At 71.2% G+C, this 16,176-nt stretch carries 13 protein-coding genes, 1 tRNA gene and 1 pseudogene; 9 read left to right on the forward strand and 6 right to left on the reverse strand.

Annotated features, from left to right (window positions below):
• Positions 1–69 precede the first annotated feature (69 nt).
• The gene (locus AB0G59_RS16745; protein WP_360912186.1) at positions 70–1,686 is read left to right on the forward strand and encodes a M4 family metallopeptidase; all 1,617 of its coding nucleotides are present in this window, start codon (positions 70–72) and stop codon (positions 1,684–1,686) included.
• Positions 1,687–1,863: 177 nt separating this feature from the next.
• Positions 1,864–2,358 carry a hypothetical protein gene (locus AB0G59_RS16750; RefSeq protein WP_360912188.1) on the forward strand — a complete coding sequence of 165 codons (495 nt, stop codon included), beginning with the start codon at positions 1,864–1,866 and terminating at the stop codon, positions 2,356–2,358.
• 27 nt (positions 2,359–2,385) lie between these two features.
• Here AB0G59_RS16750 and AB0G59_RS16755 read toward each other — a convergent pair whose 3' ends face one another.
• On the reverse strand, positions 2,386–3,087 hold the full coding sequence (locus AB0G59_RS16755; RefSeq protein WP_360912190.1) for a pentapeptide repeat-containing protein: 702 nt from the start codon (positions 3,085–3,087) through the stop codon (positions 2,386–2,388).
• 152 nt (positions 3,088–3,239) lie between these two features.
• Between AB0G59_RS16755 and AB0G59_RS16760 the strand changes: the two genes are divergently transcribed.
• From AB0G59_RS16760 to AB0G59_RS16770, 3 genes are all read left to right on the forward strand, one after another.
• A complete protein-coding gene (locus AB0G59_RS16760; RefSeq protein ID WP_360912213.1) occupies positions 3,240–4,253 on the forward strand; it encodes a zinc-binding dehydrogenase in 1,014 nt (337 codons plus the stop codon).
• A 144-nt stretch (positions 4,254–4,397) separates the two neighbouring features.
• Positions 4,398–5,963, forward strand: a complete 1,566-nt coding sequence (locus tag AB0G59_RS16765) for an MFS transporter (RefSeq protein WP_360912192.1) — start codon at positions 4,398–4,400, stop codon at positions 5,961–5,963.
• Positions 5,964–6,058: 95 nt separating this feature from the next.
• A complete protein-coding gene (locus AB0G59_RS16770; RefSeq protein ID WP_360912195.1) occupies positions 6,059–6,550 on the forward strand; it encodes a GNAT family N-acetyltransferase in 492 nt (163 codons plus the stop codon).
• A 6-nt stretch (positions 6,551–6,556) separates the two neighbouring features.
• Here the strand turns inward: AB0G59_RS16770 and AB0G59_RS16775 are convergent, their stop codons facing one another.
• Entirely contained in the window at positions 6,557–7,663 is a 1,107-nt protein-coding gene (locus AB0G59_RS16775; protein WP_360912197.1) for an aminopeptidase P family protein, read from the reverse strand.
• 273 nt (positions 7,664–7,936) lie between these two features.
• Between AB0G59_RS16775 and AB0G59_RS16780 the strand changes: the two genes are divergently transcribed.
• Positions 7,937–10,105, forward strand: coding sequence for an MMPL family transporter (locus AB0G59_RS16780; protein ID WP_360912199.1), 2,169 nt, complete (start codon positions 7,937–7,939; stop codon positions 10,103–10,105).
• Positions 10,106–10,173: 68 nt separating this feature from the next.
• Here the strand turns inward: AB0G59_RS16780 and AB0G59_RS16785 are convergent.
• Positions 10,174–10,246: transfer RNA gene (locus tag AB0G59_RS16785), tRNA-Thr, on the reverse strand.
• A 182-nt stretch (positions 10,247–10,428) separates the two neighbouring features.
• On the opposite strand from AB0G59_RS16785, the gene ugpC reads away from it, so the two are divergent.
• From ugpC to AB0G59_RS16800, 3 genes are all read left to right on the forward strand, one after another.
• Positions 10,429–11,556, forward strand: coding sequence for a sn-glycerol-3-phosphate ABC transporter ATP-binding protein UgpC (gene ugpC, locus AB0G59_RS16790; RefSeq protein WP_360912200.1), 1,128 nt, complete (start codon positions 10,429–10,431; stop codon positions 11,554–11,556).
• 195 nt (positions 11,557–11,751) lie between these two features.
• Positions 11,752–12,168 carry a hypothetical protein gene (locus AB0G59_RS16795; protein ID WP_071964895.1) on the forward strand — a complete coding sequence of 139 codons (417 nt, stop codon included), beginning with the start codon at positions 11,752–11,754 and terminating at the stop codon, positions 12,166–12,168.
• A 141-nt stretch (positions 12,169–12,309) separates the two neighbouring features.
• Positions 12,310–13,032 (forward strand): nucleotidyltransferase family protein, encoded by a 723-nt coding sequence (locus tag AB0G59_RS16800; protein ID WP_071964894.1) that lies wholly within the window; start codon positions 12,310–12,312, stop codon positions 13,030–13,032.
• Positions 13,033–13,116: 84 nt separating this feature from the next.
• On the opposite strand, the gene AB0G59_RS16805 is transcribed toward AB0G59_RS16800, so the two are convergent.
• The 3 genes and pseudogenes from AB0G59_RS16805 to AB0G59_RS16815 all read right to left on the reverse strand — a co-directional run.
• Entirely contained in the window at positions 13,117–14,733 is a 1,617-nt protein-coding gene (locus AB0G59_RS16805) for a DoxX family membrane protein (RefSeq protein ID WP_360912203.1), read from the reverse strand.
• 130 nt (positions 14,734–14,863) lie between these two features.
• Positions 14,864–15,820, reverse strand: a complete 957-nt coding sequence (rlmB, locus tag AB0G59_RS16810; RefSeq protein ID WP_360912205.1) for a 23S rRNA (guanosine(2251)-2'-O)-methyltransferase RlmB — start codon at positions 15,818–15,820, stop codon at positions 14,864–14,866.
• A gap of 74 nt (positions 15,821–15,894) precedes the next feature.
• Positions 15,895–16,176, reverse strand: a pseudogene (locus tag AB0G59_RS16815) (cysteine--tRNA ligase); the annotation flags it as partial.

The raw sequence follows: 16,176 nt of genomic DNA on the forward strand, positions 1-16,176 counted from the left end.
ATGCACCACTCCTGCATCAGCGGGCCGTCTTGACCAGGCGGCCTGTAACCCCCCTCATAGGAGACAGAGTTGAGCAGCATCACCTCCACCTCCCGCAAGACCACTCTCCGCGCCGCCGCGCTGGTCGCCTCCGCCACGATGGTCGTCATCGGCGTCCAGGCCGGCTCGGCGAACGCCTCGGCCGACAAGAACAGCGGCGGGCAGCAGCTCGCGCTGTCCGCCGGGCAGAAGGCCTCCGCGATCAGAGACGCGCAGGGCGAGGCCTCCTCGACCGCCTCGAAGATCGGTCTGGACGGCAAGGAGAAGCTGGTCGTCCGCGACGTCGTCAAGGACGCGGACGGGACGGTGCACACGCGCTACGAGCGTACGTACGACGGTCTGCCGGTGCTCGGCGGCGACCTGGTCGTGCACCAGAAGAAGAGCGGTGACCGTGACGTCACCAAGGCGACCGACGCCGAGATAGCCGTGCCCAGCACGACCCCCTCCCTCGCGCCCTCCGCCGCGAAGAAGAGCGCGCTCAGCGCCGCCGCCGAGGAGAAGACGGCCAAGGCCGACGGCCAGGCGCCGCGCAAGGTGATCTGGGCCGCGCAGGGCAAGCCGGTCCTCGCGTACGAGACGACCGTCACCGGTGTCCAGAAGGACGGCACGCCGAGCAAGCTGAAGGTCATCACCGACGCGAACACCGGCAAGAAGCTCTTCCAGAACGAGACCGTCCACACCGGCTCGGGCACCAGCACCTACAGCGGCACCGTCCCGCTGACCACCACGAAGTCCGGCTCGAGCTACACGCTGACCGACGGCGCGCGCGGCGGCCACAAGACGTACGACCTCAACCAGGGCGAGAACGGCACCGGCGCGCTCTTCACCAACTCCAGCGACGTGTGGGGCGCGGGCCGCCAGAAGGCCGGCGTCGACGCGCACTACGGTGCGGCCGTCACCTGGGACTTCTACAAGAACGTGCTCGGCCGCAGCGGCATCAAGGGCGACGGCAAGGGCGCCTACTCCCGCGTCCACTACGGCAACGGCTACGTCAACGCCTTCTGGGACGACGACTGCTTCTGCATGACCTACGGCGACGGCGAGAACAACGCCAACCCGCTGACCTCGCTCGACGTGGCCGCCCACGAGATGAGCCACGGCGTCACCTCCGCCACCGCCAACCTCACCTACAGCGGTGAGTCCGGCGGCCTCAACGAGGCCACGTCCGACATCTTCGGCACCGCCGCCGAGTTCTACGCCAAGAACGCCACCGACCCCGGTGACTACCTCATCGGCGAGAAGATCGACATCAACGGCGACGGCACCCCGCTGCGCTACATGGACAAGCCCAGCAAGGACGGGAGCTCCAAGGACTACTGGTCCTCCTCCCTCGGCAACTCGGACGTCCACCACTCCTCCGGCCCCGCCAACCACTTCTACTACCTGCTCTCCGAGGGCAGCGGTAGCAAGGTCATCGACGGCGTGAGCTACGACAGCCCGACCTACAACAACAGCAAGGTCGCGGGCATCGGCCGGGACAAGGCCACCAAGATCTGGTACAAGGCCCTGACCACGTACTTCACCTCCACCACGAACTACAAGGCCGCCCGCACGGGCACCCTGAAGGCCACCGCGGACCTCTACGGCGCCACCAGCGCCGAGTACAAGGCGGTCGCCGCCGCCTGGACCGCGATCAACGTGAAGTAGTGACGTAAGCAGCACCTCCCCGAGCCGTCCGGAGCCCTCCGGCGGCCTCCAGGAGCCTCGTGGGGCCCGCGCTCCCGCCACCCGCCCGGTGGCCGGGGCGCGGGCCCCGCCGCTCGTGCGGCCCCGCCGCCCCCGCGCCCGTACCTCGCGCACCCGTCCGTTCCGTACCATCGAAGCGTGATCGACCTCGGCTACTCCCTCTCCCGCCGCTTCCCGGACCCTCCGCAGACGGACTACCGCACCGCGGACGTCCACACCCTGCGGCACGACCTGTTCTGCGGCGACGTCTACCTCGCCGACGTGAAGGCGGACCGGGAGCTGTCCACAGCCTGGGGATGGGTGCCGGTGCTCGACTTCGCCTGGGCCCTGTGCGACGTCATCGAGCAGATCGACCGCGATCCCCGGGGCAACCGCTCCTCGGCCACCCAGTTCGCCGAGCTGGACTTCACCGAGTCCACCGACTGCATGGTCTTCGAGCGCCGCTTCGGCTGGGTCGACGTCACCGCCGACTGGGCACCCGACGAGGCCCCGCTGACCTTCAACCACCGGGCGCTGCGCCGCGAGGCCCGTGACTTCCTGCACGACCTGATCGCCGACCTGGCCGACATGCACGAGGGCCTCGCCGACAACCCCGTCGTCTGGGACCTGCAGAGCCGCTTCCCCCGCGTCTGAGCCGGCTCCCGGCGCCCGCGCGGGGCGTCACTCCCCCGTCGGCACCTCCACGCGCAGACCTATCTGCGCCGCGAACGCGGGCGCCAGCTCGATGAGTTGGGTCGGACTGATGATCGCACCCGACAGCCGGTCGATGCCCCTGGTGATCTGCAGTTCCGTGGCAGCCCGCAGATCGACGTCCTTCATCAGCACCCCGCCGAAGTCCATCCCGCGCAGCACGCAGTCGCGGAAGACGACCCGCTCCAGGCGTGCCGCGGCGAAGTCGGCCTCGGCCAGCACACAGCCCTCGAACGTCACGTCCTTGAGCACGGCCTTCCGGGCGTTCAGATAGTCGATCTTGCCGCCCTTGAAGTGCACCCGCTCCAGGGTCGCGCCGTGCGCCTGCAGCCCGCCGAACCGCGCGTCGCGCACCTCCACGTCGCGCAGCGTGGCGTCCGCGAGGTCCGTGCCCACGCCGCGCACCCCGTCGAGCACGCAGTCCACGAACCGCGACCGGCGCAGCCGGGCCTCGTCCAGCGCGCAGCGGCGGAACGCGCAGTCCATGAAGTACGCGCTGCGGCCGTCCTGGCCCGCGAAGTCGGCGTCGGTGAACTCCAGCCCGTCGTAGTCCTCCTCGGACTCCAGCTCTCCCCCGTCGAAGGGCCGCAGGTCCGGCAGCCGCACCTCGGGCAGCCTGGCCAGCGGCTGCCGGGCCTTGCGCGTCCTGCCCCTGTCGCCCGTGCCGCTCATGCCCGTCTCCCCTCGCCGTCACTCTCCGTACGCGTCCCACCGTGACACACGGCACTGACAACGTCCCGGGACGCCTTGACCTCAACCATGGTTGGGGTTGAAGACTCGGGGATGTTCCCCCGCCGATCTTCGAGGAGAGCCCCATGAGCCCCATGAACGCCGTCCGGCTGCACGCCTTCGGCCCCGCCGAGAACCTCGCCTACGAGCGGACCGAAGCCCCCGTCCCCGGCCCCGGCCAGGTCCGGATCGCCGTGCGCGCCGCCGGTGTCCACCTCGTCGACGCCGCCCTGCGCGCCGGCGACCCCAACGGCCCGTACGCCCTCCCCGAACTGCCCGTCGTCCCCGGCCGTGAGGTCGCCGGCACCGTCGACGCGCTCGGCGAGGGCACCGACCCGGCCTGGCTCGGCCGCCGCGTCGTCGCCCACCTGGGCGCCGGCGTTCCGGGCGGCGGCTACGCGGAGCTGGCCGTCACCGACGCCGAACGGCTGCACGAGATACCGGAGGGACTGGGCGAGGACCAGGCCATCGCCATGATCGGCACGGGCCGCACCGCGCTCGGCATCCTCGGCTTCACCGAGCTGACCGAGGACGACGTCGTGATCGTCACCGCGGCGGCCGGCGGCATCGGCTCCCTGCTCGTGCAGTACGCCCGGAACGCGGGCGCCACGGTCGTCGGGCTCGCCGGTGGGCCGGCCAAGGTCCGGCAGGTGAGCGCGCTGGGCGCGGACCACGCGCTGGACTACAACGACCCCGAGTGGGCCGAGCGGGCCCGTACCGCCCTGTGGGGGAAGTCCGTCACGGTCGTCTTCGACGGCGTCGGCGGCGAGGCCGCCCGCGCCGCCGTCGACCTGCTCGGGCCGGGCGGGCAGCACCTGGTGTTCGGCTGGTCCGCGCGGGGCATCACCGGCGGCGGCCCGCTGGATCTCGACCCGGACTGGCTCGCCGAGCGCGGCATCACCTCGCGGAGCGTGCTCGGGCCGGCCATGCTGGCGCGCTTCGGCGGCGGTCAAACCGGCCTGCGGCGGCTGGAGGAGGAGTCCCTGGCGCAGGCCGCCGCCGGCAAGGTCGTACCCGCCGTGCAGCGCTTCCCGCTCGCCGAGGCCGCCGCCGCGCACAAGGCGCTGGAGACGCGCGGAACGGTCGGCAAGGTCGTCCTGGTCCCCTGACGGGCCCGCCGCGCTCCCGCTGTCAGAGCCTCTCGGTCCGCCAAACCTCCGGCGCGCGAATGTCACCCGCCGGGCCTACGCTGGACTGCGAGCTTCTGCACGCCATCGGCCGCTCCCCGCAGCCGGCCGCGAGAGCAGGTCTTCATGAGCTCGACGAGCCAGCCCTCCATACCGTCCACCACCCGTTCCCACCGGCCGGAGGCCGACCCCCGCCGCTGGTGGGGACTGGTGGTGATCGCCCTCGCACAGCTCATGGTCGTCCTCGACGCGACCATCGTGAACATCGCGCTCCCCTCCGCGCAGCGCGAGCTCCATATGTCCGACAGCAACCGGCAATGGGTCATCACCGCCTACACCCTCGCCTTCGGCGGGCTCCTGCTGCTCGGGGGCAGGATCGCCGATCTGATCGGGCGCAAGCGCACCTTCGTCATCGGCCTGGTCGGCTTCGCCTGCGCCTCCGCCCTGGGCGGGGCCGCGCACACCTCGGGGCTGCTGTTCGCCGCCCGGGCCCTGCAGGGGGCCTTCGGCGCCCTCCTGGCGCCCTCCGCGCTGTCGCTGCTGACGACGACGTTCACCGACGTCAAGGAGCGCAGCAAGGCGTTCGGCATCTACGGCGCCATCGCGGGCGGCGGCGCGGCCATCGGGCTGATCATGGGCGGGCTGCTGACCGAGTTCCTGAACTGGCGCTGGTGCCTGTACGTGAACGTGCCGATCGCCCTCGTCGCGCTGCTGGGCGCGCTCTGGCTGCTGCACGACCCGCGCCCGGAGCGCGCGGGACGGCCGAGTCTGGACATCCGCGGCGTGGTGCTGGGCTGCGGTGGTCTGGTGGCGGTCGTCTACGGCTGCAGCGAGGCCCGGCCGCGCGGCTGGAGCGACCCGCTCGTGCTGGGGCTGCTGTGCGGCGGCGTGGTGCTGCTGGGCGTCTTCGCCTGGTGGCAGACGCGGGCGCGCAACCCCCTGCTCCCCCTGCACATCGTCCGCGACCGCAACCGTGGCGGTGCGTTCCTGATGCTGGCGCTGGCCGTCATGGGGATGTTCGGGATGTTCCTGTTCATGACCTACTACCTGCAGGTGGTGCTGGGCTATTCGCCGCTCAAGGCGGGGCTGGCCTTCCTGCCGTTGACGGGCGCCATCATCTTCGCCTCCACGCAGATCTCCGCGCGCCTGATGAGCCGTCTGCCGCCGCGCCTGCTGATGACGCCCGGTGCCCTCCTCGCGGCCGGCGGGCTGTTCGCACTGACGTTCCTGACCGTCGAGCCCGCCTACGCCTCGCACGTCCTGCCGTCGATGCTGCTGGTCGGCCTCGGCATGGGCCTGATCTTCATGCCCGTCATGGACGTCGCGACCTCGGGGGTGGCCGTCCACGACTCGGGTGTCACCTCGGCGACCGTCAATACGGCGCAACAGGTGGGAGGTTCCATCGGCACGGCGCTGCTCAACACCATCGCCACCTCCACGAGCGCCGCCTACATCACCGCGCACCTGCAGACCGCGGCCGCCACGGGCGGCATGACCCCGGACGTCCAGGACCGGGTCGTCAAGGAGGGCACCGTGCACGGCTTCGGCGTCGCCATCGCCTGGGGCTCGGGCATCATGCTGCTCGCGGCCACGGTGGCCTGGCTGCTGATCACCGCGCGGGCGCCCCGGCAGGCGTCGGCGGCCACCGAGTACGGGCCCGCCTACGACCCGCACCGCATGCGGGCCGTCTGAGCGCGGCATGCGGACAGGGCCGGACGGGGCCGGCAGTCGGCGTGCCCGGCGAAAATCGGTGGCGCGAAATGCACGATGGCCTCATCCTGACCCCCATGCCCATCAGAGACGCCGACCCCGCCGACTGGCCTGCCATCTGGCCGTTCTTCCGGGACATCACCACCGCCGGCGAAACCTACACCTACCCCCGCGACCTGACGTTCGAACAGGGGCGCGAGTGGTGGCTGCTGACGGCGCCGGGCCGGACGGTCGTGGCGGTGGACGACGACGGAACGGTCCTCGGCAGCGCCAAGATGAACCCCAATCAGATGGGCGGCGGCTCCCACATCGCCAGCGCCAGCTTCATGGTGGCGCCCGAGCACACGGGCCGCGGCGTCGGCCGGGCCCTCGGCGAGCACGCGATCGCGTGGGCGCGCGCCGAGGGCTACCGCGGCATGCAGTTCAACGCCGTCGTCGAGGCGAACACCCGGGCCGTCGCCCTCTGGCGCTCCCTGGGCTTCACGATCGTCGGCACGATCCCCGACGGCTTCCGGCTCCCCGACGGCTCGTACACCGGGCTGCACGTCATGCACCGCCCGCTGCGGTAGCCGCGGCTAAGCCACGATCCGCAGCTCCCTCGCCGTGTTGTTCAGCCGCCGCGCCCCCGTCTCCGTGCACAGGACGATGTCCTCGATGCGGACCCCGAAACGGCCCGGCAGATAGATGCCCGGCTCGATGGAGAAGCACATTCCGGGGACGAGGGGCAGATGTTCACCCTCCACCATGTAGGGGGGCTCGTGGGTGGTGACGCCGATGCCGTGGCCGGTGCGGTGGATGAAGTACTCGCCGTAGCCCGCCCGGCGGATGATCTGCCGGGCCACCCGGTCGATCTCCTGGCAGGCGACGCCCGGGCGCACCGCCTCGAACGCCGCCTGCTGCGCCTCCCGCACCAGGTCGTGGACCTTGCGCTCCTCGGAGGACGGCTCGCCCACGTGCACGGTACGGGTCGTGTCGGAGCCGTAGCCGTCCTTGAGCCCGCCGAAGTCGAGCACGACCATGTCGCCGTCCTCGATGACGCGCTCCCCCGCCTCGTGGTGCGGGTTGGCGCCGTTGGGGCCCGAGCCGACGATCGTGAAGTCGACCTGGCTGTGGCCGTTCTCGCGCAGCAGCCTGGCGAGGTCGGCGGCCACCTCGCTCTCCCGGCGGCCCGCGAACCGCAGGTCGACGATCGTCTCGTACGTGGCGTCCGCCGCGGCTCCCGCCGCCGCGAGCCGCTCCACCTCGTAGGCGTCCTTCACGGCCCGCATCATGGGCAGCGCCTCGGTGAGCGCGCCGTACGCCGTGCCCGGGAAGGTGCGCTGGAGGGCGAGCAGGTGCAGCGCCCAGGCATTGTCGGACACACCGTAACGGCCGTGCCCGTCAAGGAGCTTGGCGACCGCCGCGTACGGGTCCTCGCCGTCCGTCCAGCCGGTGATGACCAACGCGCCCGCGCCGGGCGCGCGTTCGGCGTCGGGGCGCTCCAGCTGGGGCACGATGAGCTGCGGGCGACGGCCCGGTACGAGCAGCAGGGCGGTCAGCCGCTCGCTGGTGGCCGGCGGTCCGTAGCCGCACAGCCATACGAGGTCGGGGCCCGGCGTGACGATCAGTCCGGCCAGCCCTTCCTGGGTGGCCGCGCGGGCGGCGCGGTCCATGCGCGCCGCGTAGAAGTCGACATCGCTCATGGGGGCAGAGTAATCCCCACGAAGGCGCTCGGCAGGGCGGTCTCTACCCCACGGGTGAGGGGCCCTCCTCCCCAGGGTGGAGACACCACCTACCCCAGGGTCGATTTCCCCCTGATTCCCCCCGGAAATCATTGTGTCCGCGGAACTCGGTTGCCTAGCGTGTTCATGCCCGTGCTGCACGCCCGTACGAACACCCCCGCAGTCGAATCCGCTGTCGGCACGCACAGATGCAGCGACGCAGCGACGTCAAGTGAAGAATGTTGAAGGAGCACCATGTTCCGTCGAGTCGGGCGGTTCGCCGTCCACCGGCCCTGGCTCACGATCGCGGGTTGGATCATCGCAGCCGTGGCCCTCGCCATACTGGCCCCCGGTCTCAAGTCCACCACTGATGAAACGGAGTTCCTGCCTTCCCATTACGAATCCGTACAGGTAGGCAACCTCCAGGAAAAGGCCTTCCCCAAGACCGAACAGCCCGCCGCCATAGCCGTCTTCCAGCGGACCGACGGCGGCAAGCTCACGGACGCCGACCGGCGTGACGTCATCAAGGTGGCCGGCGGGCTCGAAGGCAAGCACCGGGAGAAGATCGCCAAGGTCGTCACCGGACCGCAGGCCGTCTCTCCCAATGGGGAAATAGCCCTCGCGAACATCATCGCGACCACCAAGAACGCTTACGACGAGCAGTTGCCCAAGTCGGTCAAGCAGTTGCGCGAGGACGCCAAACCGCTGCTGGACGGCACGCAATTGAAGCTGGGCGTCACCGGTCAGGCGGCGACCGCGCTGGATTCGCAGGAGTCCTCGGGCGACACCGATGCGATGATCATGTCGGCGACGCTGCTGCTCATCATCGTGCTGCTGCTGGTCATCTTCCGCAGCCCGCTGATCGCGATTCTTCCGGTCGTCATCATCATGCTGGTGTTCATGGTCGCCATCGGCCTGATCGGCACCGCCGCCGAACTGGGCGGTCTGAAGGCCGACAGCTCGATATCCGCGATCCTCATCGTCGTTCTCTTCGGCGTCGGCACCGACTACATCCTCTTCCTGCTCTTCCGCTACCGCGAGCACCTGCGGGCCGGACAGGCGCCCAAGCAGGCCCTCGAGGACGCGGTCGCCAAGGTCGGCGAGACGATCGCCTCGGCCGCCGGCGCCGTCATCGTGGCCTTCCTCGCGCTGCTGCTGTCCACGATGGGCATGATGCGCGCGATGGGCCCGTCCCTGGCCATCGCCGTGGCCGTCACCCTCGTGGCCGCGCTCACGCTCGTGCCCGCCGTCTTCTCACTGCTGGGCGCCAAGGCCTTCTGGCCGTCCAAGGCGTGGAAGAAGCAGCCGAAGAATCGTTTCGCGAACGGCGTGGGCAACCTCGTCTCCCGCCGTCCCGGCATCATGGCGGCGCTGTCCACCGTCGTGCTCGCCGTCCTGGCCGTGGGCGCGTTCAACTTCAAGGCGGAGTTCGACACCTCCAGCCAGATGTCGCAGAAGCTCGAGTCCGTCCAGGCCATGAAGGACCTGCAGCGCGGCTTCTCCGCGGGCCAGTCCGACCCGGCCATGGTCTACCTCAAGTCCAAGGACGGCTCGCCCCTCGACAAGGCCGCCCTGGAGACCTTCCGCGGCAAGCTCGCCGCCGTCGAGGGCGTCGGCCAGGCCTCGCCCGCCGTCAGCAACCCCGACGGCTCCGTCGCCCAGTACAGCGTCGTCCTCAAGTACGCCCCCAGCGCCGACAAGGCCATCGAGCTGGCCGGCGGCCCCCTGCGCGACAGCGCCCACAAGGCGGCTCCCGAGGGCACCAAGGCGCTCGTCGGCGGCACCTCCGCCGTCCTGTACGACATCAAGGACGCCGTCGGGCACGACTACCGGCTCGTCTTCCCGGTCGCCGGCCTCGCCATCATGCTCATCCTGGGCCTGCTGCTGCGCAGCCTCGTCGCCCCGGTGTACCTGATGATCGCGGTGGCCCTCGGCTTCGGCGCCACCCTCGGCGCGACGGTCTGGCTCTTCCAGGACGTGCAGGGCAAGAACGGCCTGCTGTTCATGCTGCCGGTCATCGTCTATCTCTTCGTCGTCGCCATCGGCACCGACTACAACATCCTCATGGTCGCCCGCCTGCGCGAAGAAGTGCAGCGCGGCGTCGAGCCCAAGGAGGCCATCCGCACCGCGGTCGCCCAGTCCGCACCGACCATCAGCGCCGCGGCGATCATCCTCGCCGGCACCTTCGGTGTCCTGATGCTCGCGGACAACTCCATGCTCCAGCAGATGGGCTTCGCGGTGGCCTTCGGCATCCTGCTCACGGCCTTCGTCATGGCCATGCTGCTGGTGCCCACCATCACGTCCCTGCTGGGCCACAAGGCCTGGTGGCCGGGCCACCAGGACGCGCCCAAGGCCACCGCCGCCCCGGCGGACGCCGCCCTGGGCACCGCCCCGCAGTGGGAGGGCGAGCAGGTCCGGCGCTAGCCGCCACGGCCCGTGAAACGCACAGAACCGCAGGTCCCCTCCGGGGGGCCTGCGGTTCTGTCGTGAAGAGCCGACTGTCGGGTTCGAACCGACGACCTTCGCTTTACAAGAGCGGTGCTCTACCAGCTGAGCTAAGTCGGCTTGCGAGAGGCAGTCTAACCGGACTCCGACCATGCACAGGCCATCAATTTCGTAACCCCGCCGACTGCTGACAACCGTCCCCCGCCCGGGTAGCGTCACCGGCGATCCCGTCCAATTGGACTGGACCACTCCCTCTACTCGGATCGTCCGGCACGTTCCTGCCGGTGAAGGGACGCATCACCATGGCCACAGTCACGTTCGACAAGGCGACCCGCATCTACCCGGGCGCCCAGAAGCCGGCCGTCGACCAGCTCGACATCGCCATCGAGGACGGGGAATTCCTGGTCCTCGTGGGCCCCTCCGGCTGCGGCAAGTCCACCTCGCTGCGCATGCTGGCGGGGCTGGAGGACGTCAACGGCGGCTCGATCCGCATCGGCGACCGCGACGTCACGCACCTGCCTCCGAAGGACCGGGACATCGCGATGGTGTTCCAGAACTACGCGCTGTACCCGCACATGACCGTGGCCGACAACATGGGCTTCGCCCTGAAGATCGCCGGGGTGCCGAAGGCCGAGATCCGCCAGAAGGTCGAGGACGCGGCCCGCATCCTGGACCTCACCGAGTACCTGGGCCGCAAGCCCAAGGCCCTCTCCGGCGGCCAGCGCCAACGCGTGGCCATGGGCCGCGCCATCGTCCGCGAGCCGCAGGTCTTCCTCATGGACGAGCCGCTGTCCAACCTCGACGCGAAGCTGCGCGTGCAGACCCGCACCCAGATCGCCGGGCTGCAGCGCCGCCTGGGGATCACCACCGTCTACGTCACCCACGACCAGGTCGAGGCCATGACCATGGGCGACCGCGTGGCGGTGCTCAAGGACGGGCTGCTGCAGCAGATCGACTCCCCGCGCAACATGTACGACCGCCCCGCCAACCTCTTCGTCGCCGGCTTCATCGGCTCGCCCGCCATGAACCTGGTCGAGGTGCCGATCACCGACGGCGGCGTGAAGTTCGGCAACAGCATCGTGCCCGTCTCGCGCGAGGCGCTGACCACCGCCTCCGACAAGGGCGACCGCACGGTCACCGTGGGCGTGCGCCCCGAGCACTTCGACGTCGTCGAGCAGGGCGCCGGCTCCGTCGGCTCGCTCAGCAAGGACGCCCCGGCCGGCCTCGCCGTCACCGTCAACGTCGTCGAGGAGCTCGGCGCCGACGGCTATGTGTACGGCACCGCCGAGGTCGGCGGCGAGCAGAAGGACCTCGTGGTGCGCGTCAACGGCCGGCGCGTACCGGAGAAGGGCTCCGTCCTGCACGTCGTGCCCCGCGCCGGCGAGCTCCACGTCTTCTCCACGTCCTCGGGCGAGCGCCTCAGCGACTGAGCCCGACAGCAACACGACGGCGCCCCGGGTCCGTCGCGTACGGACCCGGGGCGCCGTCGTGTCCGCAAAATCCCCGACACATCCCCCATTTCGAGCCCCACGCGTCAAAGGAATAACCGCACCTGTGCGCAGCCGTGTCGCTCGACCGGGTGACTAAATGTCGCCTCGTCATTACCCCTCGCTACCATCTCCGGCATGAACCAGGCCGCCCGCCGCATCGGCAGAACCCTCGCTCTCGTCCTCCCGGTCGTTCTTGTGCTCTCGGGGACTCTCGCGGTAACGCGTGTCCCCTGGGCGGCACCGAACGCCGAGTCGCAGGTACTCACCGCCTCTTCCGGCAACGCCTCGACCGTCGCGCAGGTGCGCGCCCCGCACGAGGTGCTGCGCGACCGGCTGATGCGTGAGCTGCAGGAGAAGAACCCCGGCGTCGCCCTCACGCACCTGCAGGAGGCGACCAACGGCCGTCCCTCGCTGGCCCGGCACTGCGCGGACATCGCCCGTGCGCTGGGGCGTGCGGCGGTCGCCAAGTACCACTCGGTCAAGCAGGCGCAGTCCTACTCACGGCCCGTCTGTGACACGGCCTTCGCCTCCGGCGTCGTCCAGGGGCACTGACGGCCTCCGGCGGACCCCTTGAGGCCCCGGGGGCCGGCTGAGCCCCCTGGCGGGCTCCGGGCGGTCCCACGGCCGCCCCCATGGCTACGGGCGGGCCCACCGGCGGCGTCTCCGCTCGCGGCACCGCATATCGTGCGGAGCATGACCGCCGCGCATCCCTACCCGTACCCCGCGCAAGCCGTGATCCTGGCCGGAGGCCAGGGTTCACGGCTTCGCCCGTATACCGACGACCGTCCCAAGCCGATGGTCGAGATTCCCGGCACGGGAGTCCCGATCATCGGCCATCAGCTTGCCTGGCTGGCCTCCGAAGGCGTCACGGACGCCGTGGTCTCGTGCGGCCATCTGGCCGAAGTTCTCCAGGACTGGCTCGTGTCGGCCGATCTGCCGCTCCGGGTGACCACCGTGGTCGAGAAGGAGCCGCTCGGCCGGGGCGGCGGGCTCAAGTACGCGGCCGCCTCCCTGCCCCGCCCCGACGAACCCTGGTACGCCACGAACGGCGACATCTGGACGCGCTTCTCGCTGCGGGAGATGGCCGCCTTCCACCATGAGCGCGACGCCACGGCCACCCTGGCGCTGGCCCGGCCGCGCATCCCCTGGGGCGCGGTGAAGACCGACGAGTTCGGGCACGTCCTGGACTTCATCGAGTCGCCGCCCTCGCCGTACCAGATCAACGCCGGCGTGTACGTGTTCTCGCCCGGCTTCACCGACCTGCTGCCGGAGCGCGGCGACCACGAGCGGACCACGTTCCCCCGGCTGGCCCGCGAGCGCCGGCTGGCCGGCTTCCCGCTGCCGCACGGGGCGTACTGGCGCGCCATCGACACCGCCAAGGACCTGACCGAGGCCGCCAAGGAGCTGGCCCGCTAGGGAGCCGGTTCCGCCCCCGTACAGCAGAGCGCCGGCCGGGCTGGAGGTCCAGCCCGGCCGGCGCGTGGGGGGTGGGGAGGCGGTTCAGCCGAGGAGGCCGCCGAGGGCGCCTCCGCCGCGTGAGCCGCCGGAGCCGGAGCCGCTGGACGAGCCGCCCGAGCCGCCCGCGCTCCCTCCGGTGGAGGTGCCCGTCGACGAGCCCGAGGAGCTGTGCGGCGGGGCCGCCGGCGCCGGGGCCTGGCGCGGGGTCTGCGGGGCCGGGCGGACGCTGCCCGTGCTGCCGGGCTGGCCGGCGCTGCCCGCCGAGCTCGCGGGCGTCCGTGCCGCGCCGGGCGCGGACGGGGTGGCGGCCGGCGTCGGCGCCTTGCGGTTGGAGGCGCTGGGCTTCGGGGTGCCCGCGACCGCGGGGCCGTGGGAGCCGCGCGGGGTGGACGAGGAGGGCCGCTGCGGGAGCGGCGAGCCGGGGAGGCTGTTGGCGGGCGGGGCGGGCGTCCCGGGCGCCTGGGCGACCCGGGAGGAGCGGACGGCCCCGCCGAGCATCGAGCCGGCCAGCAGGGAGATCCCGATGAGGACCGTCGCCATCACGGTGCCCCGGCGCAGTACGCGCCGCCGCAGGTCCCACAGCTCGGCACGCGGGCCGAGCCGCCGCCAGGCCTCGCCGGCCAGCCGCCCGTCGATGGAGTAGAAGGGCGCCCCGGCGATCACCAGGGGGCTCCACGCGGCGAGGTAGATGATGTCGGGCGCGTCGTAGGCGGGGGCGTTCTGCCAGCTGACCGTGACGAGGAGGACCGCGGACAGCAGGGCGCCGATGGAGGCGGCGAGCCGCTGCCAGAGGCCGAAGATCGTCAGGATGCCGACGACGACCTGGAGGAAGGCGACGGTGAGGCCTGCGCCGACGGGGTGGCTCAGGGCGAGGTCCCGCAGGGGCGAGGCCACGGCCCAGGGGTGGAGCTGGGTGAGCCAGCCGACCATGGAGCCGCGCTTGCCGCCGTCGAAGTAGACGGGGTCGCACAGCTTGCCCATGCCGGCGTAGATCGAGATGAGGCCGAGGAAGATGCGCAGCGGCAGCAGGACGACGCCGAGGTTCATCCGGCGCCCGGGGTAGTAGGCGTGGCGGACGGAGTCGCCGCGGCCCTGGTCGAGCTCGTCGTCCTCGTCGGGGTCCTGCTCGTCGAACTCGGGGTAGTCGTAGTGCTCTTCGTCGTACGCGCTCTCGGTGGTGCGCACGCCGTGCAGCAGTTGGGTGCCGGGGCCGCCCGGAGCCGCCTCGGCGGGCACCCGGGGGCCGATGACGGTGGTCGGGGGGCCGTCGTCCGCGCCGATGCGCGGCAGCACCTGGGTGGCTCCGGCGTCCCCCGAGGCGGCCGGATGGCCGGGCCCGGCGGCGCCGGAGTCCCGGACGGCCTCCAGGAGTTGGGTGGAGGCCGAGTCGCCCGGACCGGTCCGCCCGCTCCACACCACGGGGGCGCGGCGCTTGGCCGCGCCGCTCTTGACGGTGGGCAGCCGCGCCGTGTCCACTCCTCCGGCGAATTGCCGTACGGCGCGTGGGGGCCGGGCTAGCTGCACCCGGAAGCTCAGGTTGTTGACGATGACCTGCGCGGGGTCGGACGGGACCTTCACCGTACTCAGCACGGGCTGGTCGTCGTAACCCGAAGAGCTTCCCCCCGTAGGTGTGCGGGGTGTTCTGGTGTCCACACTCATCTAACCGAGTGACCGGAGATTAGGACACTGCCTTGACCGGTTCGATGTGTCCGAGACCCGTCAAGATCATCAAGAAAACGCCCGGCGGCCAGGGAAGATCATCCCTGGCCGCCGGGCGAAACGGTTCGCGTCAGGCGCGGCGGCGCGCCGCCTCGTAGAGCACGACGCCCGCGGCGACACCGGCGTTGAGCGACTCGGCGCCGCCCGGCATCGGGATCCGCACCCGGAAGTCGCAGGTCTCGCCGACCAGGCGGGACAGGCCCTTGCCCTCGCTGCCGACGACGATGACGACCGGGCCCTCCAGGGCCTCCAGCTCGTGCAGCTCGACGTCGCCGTCCGCGGCGAGGCCGACGACCATCAGGCCTTCCTTCTGGTACGCCTCGAGCATGCGCGTCATGTTGGTGGCGCGCGCCACGGGCGTACGGGCGGCCGTGCCGGCCGAGGTCTTCCAGGCGCTGGCGGTCATGCCGGCCGCACGGCGCTCGGGGACGACGACGCCGTGACCGCCGAAGGCGGAGACGGAGCGGACGACGGCACCGAGGTTGCGCGGGTCCGTGATGCCGTCGAGCGCGACGATCAGCGGGTCCTCGCCGTCGTCGTAGGCGGCGGCGGTGAGGTCCTCGGGGTGCGCGTAGTCGTACGGCGGCACCGAGAGCACGAGGCCCTGGTGGTTGAGGCCGTTGGTCATGCGGTCGAGCTCGGGACGGGGGGCCTCCATGAGGTTGAGGCCCTTTTCCGTGGCGAGCTGGAGCGCCTCGCGGACGCGCTCGTCGTTGTCCAGGAACTGCTGGACGTAGAGCGTGTTCGCGGGGACGCCCTCGCGCAGCGCCTCGACGACCGAGTTACGGCCGACGACGAGCTCGTTGGTGCCCTTGGGGCCGCCGCGACGCGGCGCGGGGCGGCGGGCGGCGACGGTCCGCTTGGCAGCGGCGTTGGCGAGGCGGTTCTTCTTGTGCCCCTTGCGCTCCGACGCGGGCGGGGTCGGGCCCTTGCCCTCCAGGCCTCGGCGCCGCTTGCCGCCGCTGCCGACCGTCGCGCCCTTCTTGTTGGACGTGCGGCGGTTCCTGCGCTGGCTGTTGCCGGCCATGGGGTCACCTGTTTCTTTACTGCTCAGAGCCTCTGGGACAGAGGCTCAGTAAACGTACGTACGAAAAGTGTCCCTCAGGACAGGGACCAGCGCGGTCCGGCGGGGGTGTCCTCGATCGCGAGTCCGGAGTGCTGGAGCTGATCACGGATCGCGTCCGCGGTCGCGTAGTCCTTACGCCCCCGGGCCGCTTCACGCTGCTCGAGGACCAGCCTGACCAGGGAGTCCACCACGCCGTGCAGATCGTCACCACGACCGGAGGCATCGGCCCACTGCGCGTCCAGCGGATCCAGACCCAGCACACCCAGCATCGCACGGACCTCCGCCAGCCGGGCGACAGCCGAATCCTTGTCATCCGC

Origin of the sequence: Streptomyces sp. NPDC021096 (assembly GCF_040641275.1) — a bacterium.
Lineage (GTDB): Bacteria > Actinomycetota > Actinomycetes > Streptomycetales > Streptomycetaceae > Streptomyces.

Coding starts and splice junctions, on each gene's coding strand:
- AB0G59_RS16755 (WP_360912190.1), bottom strand. CDS start 3,087: ATGAGCGGCACGGGCGACAGGGGCAGGACGCGCAAGGCCCGGCAGCCG.
- AB0G59_RS16760 (WP_360912213.1), top strand. CDS start 3,240: ATGAACGCCGTCCGGCTGCACGCCTTCGGCCCCGCCGAGAACCTCGCC.
- AB0G59_RS16765 (WP_360912192.1), top strand. CDS start 4,398: ATGAGCTCGACGAGCCAGCCCTCCATACCGTCCACCACCCGTTCCCAC.
- AB0G59_RS16770 (WP_360912195.1), top strand. CDS start 6,059: ATGCCCATCAGAGACGCCGACCCCGCCGACTGGCCTGCCATCTGGCCG.
- AB0G59_RS16775 (WP_360912197.1), bottom strand. CDS start 7,663: ATGAGCGATGTCGACTTCTACGCGGCGCGCATGGACCGCGCCGCCCGC.
- AB0G59_RS16780 (WP_360912199.1), top strand. CDS start 7,937: ATGTTCCGTCGAGTCGGGCGGTTCGCCGTCCACCGGCCCTGGCTCACG.
- ugpC (WP_360912200.1), top strand. CDS start 10,429: ATGGCCACAGTCACGTTCGACAAGGCGACCCGCATCTACCCGGGCGCC.
- AB0G59_RS16795 (WP_071964895.1), top strand. CDS start 11,752: ATGAACCAGGCCGCCCGCCGCATCGGCAGAACCCTCGCTCTCGTCCTC.
- AB0G59_RS16800 (WP_071964894.1), top strand. CDS start 12,310: ATGACCGCCGCGCATCCCTACCCGTACCCCGCGCAAGCCGTGATCCTG.
- AB0G59_RS16805 (WP_360912203.1), bottom strand. CDS start 14,733: ATGAGTGTGGACACCAGAACACCCCGCACACCTACGGGGGGAAGCTCT.
- rlmB (WP_360912205.1), bottom strand. CDS start 15,820: ATGGCCGGCAACAGCCAGCGCAGGAACCGCCGCACGTCCAACAAGAAG.